The sequence below is a fragment of the Streptococcus suis genome (genome assembly GCF_002960425.1).
Lineage (GTDB): Bacteria > Bacillota > Bacilli > Lactobacillales > Streptococcaceae > Streptococcus > Streptococcus suis_S.
In genome coordinates, this window is the sequence record NZ_POIZ01000005.1 from 1 (window position 1) to 8,211 (window position 8,211).

7 protein-coding genes are annotated in these 8,211 nt (G+C 42.9%); all 7 read right to left on the minus strand.

What is annotated here, in order from left to right:
• The coding region (locus C1G57_RS00315) for an ABC transporter transmembrane domain-containing protein (protein ID WP_153045592.1) at positions 1–1,404 on the minus strand (1,404 nt) is incomplete at its 3' end.
• Between the two features lie 124 nt (positions 1,405–1,528).
• On the minus strand, positions 1,529–3,133 hold the full coding sequence (locus C1G57_RS00320) for a CTP synthase (RefSeq protein WP_105113267.1): 1,605 nt from the start codon (positions 3,131–3,133) through the stop codon (positions 1,529–1,531).
• A 165-nt stretch (positions 3,134–3,298) separates the two neighbouring features.
• Positions 3,299–3,880, minus strand: a complete 582-nt coding sequence (gene rpoE, locus C1G57_RS00325) for a DNA-directed RNA polymerase subunit delta (protein ID WP_105113268.1) — start codon at positions 3,878–3,880, stop codon at positions 3,299–3,301.
• Between the two features lie 156 nt (positions 3,881–4,036).
• Entirely contained in the window at positions 4,037–5,320 is a 1,284-nt protein-coding gene (gene tig / locus C1G57_RS00330; RefSeq protein WP_105113269.1) for a trigger factor, read from the minus strand.
• Between the two features lie 114 nt (positions 5,321–5,434).
• Positions 5,435–6,034, minus strand: a complete 600-nt coding sequence (locus C1G57_RS00335) for a DUF1349 domain-containing protein (protein WP_105113270.1) — start codon at positions 6,032–6,034, stop codon at positions 5,435–5,437.
• 134 nt (positions 6,035–6,168) lie between these two features.
• On the minus strand, positions 6,169–7,005 hold the full coding sequence (locus tag C1G57_RS00340; protein ID WP_105113271.1) for an alpha/beta fold hydrolase: 837 nt from the start codon (positions 7,003–7,005) through the stop codon (positions 6,169–6,171).
• A gap of 11 nt (positions 7,006–7,016) precedes the next feature.
• The gene (locus C1G57_RS00345; protein ID WP_105113272.1) at positions 7,017–8,018 is read right to left on the minus strand and encodes an NADP-dependent oxidoreductase; all 1,002 of its coding nucleotides are present in this window, start codon (positions 8,016–8,018) and stop codon (positions 7,017–7,019) included.
• Between the last annotated feature and the right edge of the window lie 193 nt (positions 8,019–8,211).

Genomic DNA, 8,211 nt, shown 5'->3' on the forward strand with positions numbered 1-8,211 from the left:
TTCTAGTTGTTTTGTGGTTATTATAATTATAAAGCATGAAATGGAAAACGAGCAACTCCTAATTGGAATTGCTCGTTTTTTTATATGCGAGAAGCTAGTTTTTGCCCAGCCTCGTTCTGATAAACCAAATCGATGGAGCCACTTGAATACTCGTTCCTCATCTACTGCTCTCCCAAGCGTGATATTGTACCAGATACTATCTTGAAAAAGATTGACTTTTTGAGGTACAAAGCTGATATAGGATTGGACGGTTTCGTAAGACAGGTTCGACAGGGCTTGGTCGTTTAAGTAAATTCCTGAAACCCTCTCTTTTGTATTTTGCGTCAGTAGATGGACCAGGGTTGACTTACCCACACCACTCTCTCCTTGAATCAAGTATTTCTTGCCGGCATCAAATTGTAGATGAAGGTGGTTGAACAAGCTACCATGATCCACTCGGTAGTCAAGACCTTCTATACGTAGAGTTGAGAAATTTGGATTTCCGCTAACTTCAGCAAAGTCAACAGTATCCTTCCCTACCAAATCTTTTCGGATTGTTCGAACAGAGGTCATATCTGAGATAGAAGAAGCAATCAGTCCGACTGGTGAAATTAGCTCTAGCGAAATGCTATAAATGGCAACAAGGGCACCCAAACTCATCTGCCCTCTTAAAACCTTTTGTCCGCCGATAAAGAGAATGATCATTGTCGTCAGGTAAAAAAAGAATCCTGAGCCTATATTGACCACAGCCGTTAGAAAGGCGCGCTTATCTTCTTGAGTATTTATCTGCTGGTATTGCTGATTTATTTTTTTGTAAAATTGCTGACCAAGACCATTGTTTTTGACAAGTAATAAATTGCCCAGCAAATCCTGAAGTTTGGACTGGTAAGAAACTTTCTCTAGTGAGATAGCTTCTTCTACCTTGGTTCGATAGCTATTAACCAAATACGGAATGCCTACAGGAATAGTCGACACCAACAAAATCGCAAGAGATACTTGAATGTCCAGAGAAAACAAGGCGATACTAGCAATCAGAAAAGACACCAGACCTTGATAAAGCGAAAAGAAGGTATCGTAGTAAAGTTCGGTAACCCTTTCGATGTCGTTATTGATTTTAGAAACATAGCCACTGACCTCTGATTGACTAAGGAGACTTCTTCCAGTTAGAATGCGACCAACCAGCGTAGCTTGAATCTTATAAGAAATCTGATTTAGAAAACGTTGATTGCTAATCTGCCTCACCAATTCCGCCGCCAGTAAAAGTAGAACGACGCCCACTATCAACAGGATGCTGTCGTAAAAAGCAAGACTGTCTTTCGCAGTTAGGCTATCAATAATATTAGATATATGGTAGTTAAAAAAGATATTTAAGGCCGCCACAATGGTAATACAAATCACGGTCAACATAAAGTGTAATTTCTTCACAGTAGTTCTCCCTCAATATCTTTAGTATACCATATCCAAGTATTTTGTGAAATTGACAACATATATGTAATGGAAATTTTTTCGCATGATAGCAAAAGGTTGACCTAGGCCAACCTTCTTCATATTATTTTTCATTCTCAACCGCTGCTGTGACAAAGGCTGTGTAAAGCCCTTCTGGGCGGTTTGGTCGAGATTGGAGTTCTGGATGATACTGACAGGCCACAAAGAACTTATTCTCAGGGATTTCGACAATCTCAACCAAGCGGTTATCTGGTGATACACCTGAGAAAACAAAGCCAGCTGCTTCAAATTGTTGACGGAAGTCATTATTAAACTCGTAACGGTGGCGGTGGCGACGTTGGACAACTTCTTGATTGTCATAAGCTGCAGCTGCCTTCGAGCCACGTTTGAGTTTGCTTGGATAGAGTCCCAGACGGAGCGTTCCGCCCAAGTCTTCCACGCCAATTTGATCACGCATGATGTCGATAATCGGATACTTGGTTTCAGGATCTAGCTCAAAACTATTGGCTCCTTCTAATCCAAGAACGTGGCGAGCAAATTCCACACAGGTCAACTGCATGCCCAAGCAGACACCCAACATAGGCACATCATTCTCACGTGCATAGCGAATGGCTTGAATTTTCCCTTCTGTACCACGCTGACCAAAGCCACCAGGTACGATGATGCCTTGGGCTTGTCCAAGTCGGTCAGCAACATTTTCTGCCGTCAGGTCATTGGCATTGACCCAATCCAACTCAATCGCAGCATCGTTGGCATAGCCAGAGTGTTTCAAGGCTTCTACAACTGAAATATAGGCATCTTGGAGCTCGACGTATTTACCAACAAGGGCAATCTTAACTGTTTTCTTGAGATTGAGAACCTTGTCAACCATGGCAGACCAGTCTGTCATATCTGCTGGTGGCACATCTAATTTCAAATGGTCACAGACAATCTGGTCCATATTTTGTGCCTGCATATTGAGCGGGATTTGATAGAGGTGTTCAACGTCCAAGGATTCAATGACCGCTTCTGGCGCCACGTCACAGAATTGAGCCAACTTATTTTTAATTCCTTGACCAGCTGGCTGTTCTGTCCGAATCACCAACATATTTGGCTGGATGCCAAGTCCACGCAGTTCTTTGACCGAATGCTGGGTCGGCTTGGTCTTCATTTCTCCTGCTGCCTTGAGATATGGCAAGAGAGTGGTATGGATGTACATAACATTATCTGAGCCGACATCTGCCTTCATCTGACGTAGGGCTTCAAGGAAGGGCAGGCTTTCAATATCACCAACCGTACCCCCTACTTCTGTGATAATGACATCCGCATCTGTCGTACGAGCTGCTCGCTTGATTTTATCCTTTAGCGCATCCGTGATATGTGGAATGACCTGAACAGTTGCTCCCAGGTACTCACCTTTGCGTTCTTTACGAAGGACTTCGCTGTAAATTTTACCAGTTGTGACGTTGGAATATTTGTTGAGATTGATGTCGATGAAACGCTCATAGTGACCAAGGTCCAAGTCTGTTTCTGCACCATCATCTGTCACAAATACTTCCCCATGTTGATAAGGACTCATGGTTCCTGGGTCAATGTTGATGTAGGGATCAAATTTTTGGATAGTAACTTTCAATCCTCTATTTTTTAAGAGGCGGCCCAAACTCGCTGCCACAATCCCCTTACCAATCGATGACACAACGCCACCTGTTACAAAAATATATTTTGTCATGCAAACTCCTCCTCTGCTGTCTTCTTAATGACGGGGTGTTTTTTAACCATCTTGAAGAAAAAACAAAAATAGCTCCCTATTGACTAGGGAGCTCCGACCTCAAAAGAGGTGCCCGATATTATCTTATCGTAATTTAATGGTCTTGTCAAATACAATTTTATATGACTACTCGTCAATACCTTCCTCATCTGAATAGTCATCATCCACCTCACCCAGATCAACTTGTTCATCATCCAATTCATCATCCGTGATAATTTCGTTGATTTCAGAGTCGTATGATTCTACTTCATCCTTTTCATCATCAGGATTTTCATCATCATATTCAGAAGAAGATCTGTCAGAGTAATCATCCTCATCTTCTGGATCATCATGACCGTAATCGATAGCATCTTCATCACCATCCATGAAGGCATTAACACGTTTTTTCTTACGTTTTGGTGCATCTTCATCATCTTCTTCAAGAGTAATCACTTCTTCATCGATTTCATCGATGGCATACCAAGAACGTAGTCCCCATTTGTTTTCACCAAGTGGAATAAAGCTGCCATCCACATTCAAATCTGAATAAAAGGTTGGTAAAGCTGCACGAATGTCGCTGTTTGATTTTTCAAGGTAGTTTTGAATTTCATTGACCAAGTCGTTGAAATACATTTCATTGTCGCGTCCACGTTCTTCTAAAATAGCACGCGCTACTTCAATCATGGAAAGTTCGCTTTTTTCTTGTCCTGCAAATACGTTTAATTCCAAGGCTCTTCTCCTTTTTTGTCTTTCCTTTCTATTTTACGCTAAAACTGCTAATTAGTCAAAGATAAGTAAGAATTTTTATAAAAGAAAGGTCCAACTAGAAAAACTAATTGAACCTCATTTTTCAACACTCGACCAAGCCAAGTGTCGTAATCTACATTATTTTACAGTTGCAGTGCTTGTAATCACTTCTACAGCTTTCTTCACAGCGATGTCGTGCTTAAGCATTTCTGGTGAAAGCAAGCTACGAACTTGTGCCACTTCCATACGGTAAGTAGCTGCCAAGTCTTCGATTTCTTTTTCGATTTCAGCGTCAGTTGCTTCGAAACCTTCAGCTTTCGCTACTGCTTCAACAACCAAGTTTGTCTTCGTACGTTTTTCAGCATCTGCTTCGTATTGTTTATGAAGGTCTTCACGAGTTGTACCAGTGATTTGGAAGTACATATCTGGTGAGATCCCTTGTTGTTGCATACCACCCAAGAATTCATTGATTGCACGGTGAACTTCTTCGTGGATCATTTCTTCTGGCAATTCAACGATTTCAGCGTTTTCTACAGCCAATTCAAGAGCTGCTGCTTCAACTGCATCGTCAAAGGCAACTTCTTTTGCTGCTTCCAATTCTTTACGGTACTTAGCTTTCAACTCATCAAGTGTTTCTACTTCTTCATCGATGTCTTTTGCCAATTCGTCATCCAAAGCTGGAACTTCTTTTGCTTTTACTTCGTGGATTTTTGTCACGAAGAGGGCTGGTTTACCAGCAAGGTCAGCTGCTTGATAGTCTTCTGGGAAAGTCACTTCAACGTTTACTTCTTCACCAGCTGCGTGGCCTACCAATTGTGCTTCGAAACCTGGGATGAATTGACCTGAACCAAGTCCAAGTGAGAAGTTCTCGCCTTTACCGCCGTCAAATTCAACGCCGTCGATTGAACCTACAAAGTCGATAACAACTGTGTCGCCTTCCGCTGCTGGGCCTTCTTTGATAACCAATTCAGCCAAGTTGTTGCGTTCGCGTTCGATTTTTGCATCTACTTCTTCGTCAGATACTTCTTTAGTTGCTTCTACTGAAACTGCCAAGTTTTTGTAGTCACCCAATTTTACTTCAGGTTTTGTCACAACTTCAGCAGTGATTGTCCAGTCTTGACCTTTTTCCATAGATACAACGTCAATTTTTGGTTGTGCAACGACTTCAAGACCAGCTTCAGCTACAGCTGCTTCATATGCTGCTGGTAAAAGGGCGTTTACTACATCTTGGTAAAGTGCTTCTTCACCAAATTTTTGGTTGAAAACGGCACGTGGCAAGTGACCTTTACGGAAACCTGGAAGATTGATATCTTTCTTAACTTTGTTGAAAACGCGGTCCAATTCTGGTTTGATTGCATCTTGACCGATTGTGAAAGTCAAAACGCCGCGGTTTGTTTCTTTTGCTTCAAATGATACAGACATTCTGTCATTCTCCTTAAAATTTTATTGCATACTCTTCATTATACCACAAATGACAGGGATTTCAACGATTTTATAATGGACTTTCGGGAAATGGCAGAGCTGGAAGCTAATCTTCTAATCTGGTTGTTGTCCATCATGGGCCTGCCACTTGCAGTCTGTCAAGCTCATTTCGGAAAAGACGGCTTCAAAAGAAGAATCTTCTGGCGAGCAGGCATAGATTCCAAAATGGATTTTTCCACCGCCTTCATGTAAGTGGCAAATCCGCATCTGCTCAAAATGGACACCATCTTTGGAGTTTTCAATGCAGAAATCACTACCCCGTCGGCTCAAACGGTAATAGATAGACTTGACAGAAGCGGGTATCTCCTGAGTTGCCCAGTCTGAAAAACCGTGATTGGTCACGACACTGCCCAAGTGCTGAAAGTCTTCATTTTCATACTCAATCGAGCCCTTAATCCAGTTTTCCGAATCCTGATAGACCACGACACCACACTGGTCAAAGCGGGTGTGACTATTGGAAAAATCTGTCTTAACAGTGAAGGAGAAATACTCTTCCTCCGTATCCATCAAGAGCAGGGGCGCATTGTCATTGACAAAATGATAATAAGTCTTCTGCCACAAATCCGTGTAGGCTTGGGTTGTGATTCTGATTTCCTTATCTGAAATCTGGTAGTTTTCTGGCTCTCGCACCCAGTAAAAATCTTTTGTGTTCATTTGATTTCCTTTCGTTGTAGATTATTATACAGACAAAAGATAAGGAAGACAAGTAACTCAATCAACTCTTTCAAAAGCAGGCTAAGGTGATTTTGGGGACGTTGCAGGCCTTGTATCATCAAGAGTAATAGGGACTATTTCTCCAAAAAGTCTATCAAGGCTGTTGAAAAGGCCTCTGCATTTTGGAAGATAGATCCGTGACCCGCATTTGGATAGATGATGAGTTGACTGTTTTTGATTTTCTCATGCATGATATAAGAGTTCTCAGTCGGAACTTGCATATCCTTGTCACCGTTGACGATCAGCGTTGGTTGCGTGATAAAGGCCATATCTTCTTGAGGATCTCTCCCCCAACGTTTGATAGCCTTCAGCTGTGTTAAAAATCCTGGGACATTCATGTCCTTGTCTGCATAGTCGGCTTTTCTTTCTCCCATACGACCCAAAACTTTTTCAGCTTCCAGGCGACCCGCTTCATCGTGGTTGTAGAAGATGTAGCGTTTTGGATCCACGCGCTCCAGACCTGCCTTCAGCATATAGCGGAAGGTTTTTCCTGTCACCTTATCGACTTCTACACCACCACGAGGACCTGTTCCTGCTAGAATCAAGCGGTTAACCATTTGGCTATCGAGACGAACGATTTCTTGGGCGATAAAACCACCCATAGAAAGACCAAGCAGGTTAATTTTCGTATGCCCCAAAGCCTTGATAATAGCATGAGCCTGCTCTGCCATTCCTGGAATAGTAGGTGCTACCTTGCCTTGACTGGCTCCGACCCCAGGCAAATCAAGGACGATGACATGTTCTTTTTCAGCTAGTAAGTCTAGCAATTTTGGATCCCAGTTGTCCAAGGTTGCGGCCAAATGGACCAACATGACCAAGGGCAGTTTAGACTTGCCCTTACCTAGTTCACGGTAGGCAATCTGATTGCCAGCGACAGTAATGTACTGATTTTTAGTTGTGATATAAGACATAAGTACTCCTACTATTCAAAACTGAGGACAGTTTTTCCTCGTGAACGACCATTTGCGACCTTGTCCAAGGCTGCGTTGACTTCTTCAAATGGATAAACGGTGTCGATAGACGGTTTGATTTCTAACTTGCTGAAAATGTCTGCTACCTCTTGCAACTGTTGACCATTGCTTTCTACGAAGATGAAATGGTAGTGTACTCCGTAGCTTTCCGCCATTTTATCAAACTTGCGACCAACCAAGCCAAGCAGGACTTGTTTCCATTTTGGCAGGTTCATCCGTTTGGCAAAGGCACCGTTTGGCATGGCACGGAGGGAAACCAGCTGACCACCTTTTTTCATGATCGACATTTGTTTTTCGGTTTCTGCACCACCAAGTGTGTCCAGTACATAGTCGATTTGGGAGAGGGTTTTAGTGTAATCTTCTGTCTTGTAGTCGATAAACTGGTCGGCACCCAACGCCAATACCCGCTCTGCATTTGCCCCATCACCGTTGGTAATAACCGTCAAACCCTTGGCTTTAGCAATGGGAATAGCCATCCCGCCGACACCGCCTGTCCCGCCTGAGATGAAAATGGTCTTGCCAGCCTCTGCACCCATGAGGTCCAGTGCCTGCATAATGGTCAGGGCAGTCAGGGGAACGGCAGCCGCTTCCACGTCTGTCAGATAGGCAGGAACTTTAGCAAGGGCAGCAGCCTCTACCGCCACATACTCGGCAAAGGCACCGATATTGTCGAGAGGAAGACGACCAAAGACACGGTCACCAACTGCAAAATTAGTCACACTTGAGCCGACTTCTGCAACCAAACCAACGACTTCATTACCCGCTGTTTGTGGCAATTTGTAAGGCACAATCAACTTGACTTCACCACGAGAAATCATGTTGTCCAAGGGATTGACACCTGCTGCTGTCACTTTGACAAGGACTTGGTTTGGTTTGATGTCTGGCTTAGCAATGTCTGTTAGCTTAAGTACGATATTGTTTTTGTTATAAGATGTGTGTTGTGCTGCTTTCATGGTTTACTCCTTTTCGTTGTCTACTTGTATCAGATACAAGTCTAAGTTGTGCAAAATAGAAACTGACTTGTGAAAGTCAGTTCAGATTGAAGACAAACACTTAAGAGGCGTTTGTCTTTTTCTGTTTATTGGTCTGATAGTCGGTCTTTTTGCCAGAATCGTGGCTATTTGTACAATATAAAAAGGCTTCCCT

What these genes read in the sequence shown, in the direction of transcription:
- C1G57_RS00320 (WP_105113267.1), bottom strand. Translation starts at nt 3,133, where the DNA reads ATGACAAAATATATTTTTGTAACAGGTGGCGTTGTGTCATCGATTGGT.
- C1G57_RS00340 (WP_105113271.1), bottom strand. Translation starts at nt 7,005, where the DNA reads ATGTCTTATATCACAACTAAAAATCAGTACATTACTGTCGCTGGCAAT.
- C1G57_RS00335 (WP_105113270.1), bottom strand. Translation starts at nt 6,034, where the DNA reads ATGAACACAAAAGATTTTTACTGGGTGCGAGAGCCAGAAAACTACCAG.
- C1G57_RS00345 (WP_105113272.1), bottom strand. Translation starts at nt 8,018, where the DNA reads ATGAAAGCAGCACAACACACATCTTATAACAAAAACAATATCGTACTT.
- tig (WP_105113269.1), bottom strand. Translation starts at nt 5,320, where the DNA reads ATGTCTGTATCATTTGAAGCAAAAGAAACAAACCGCGGCGTTTTGACT.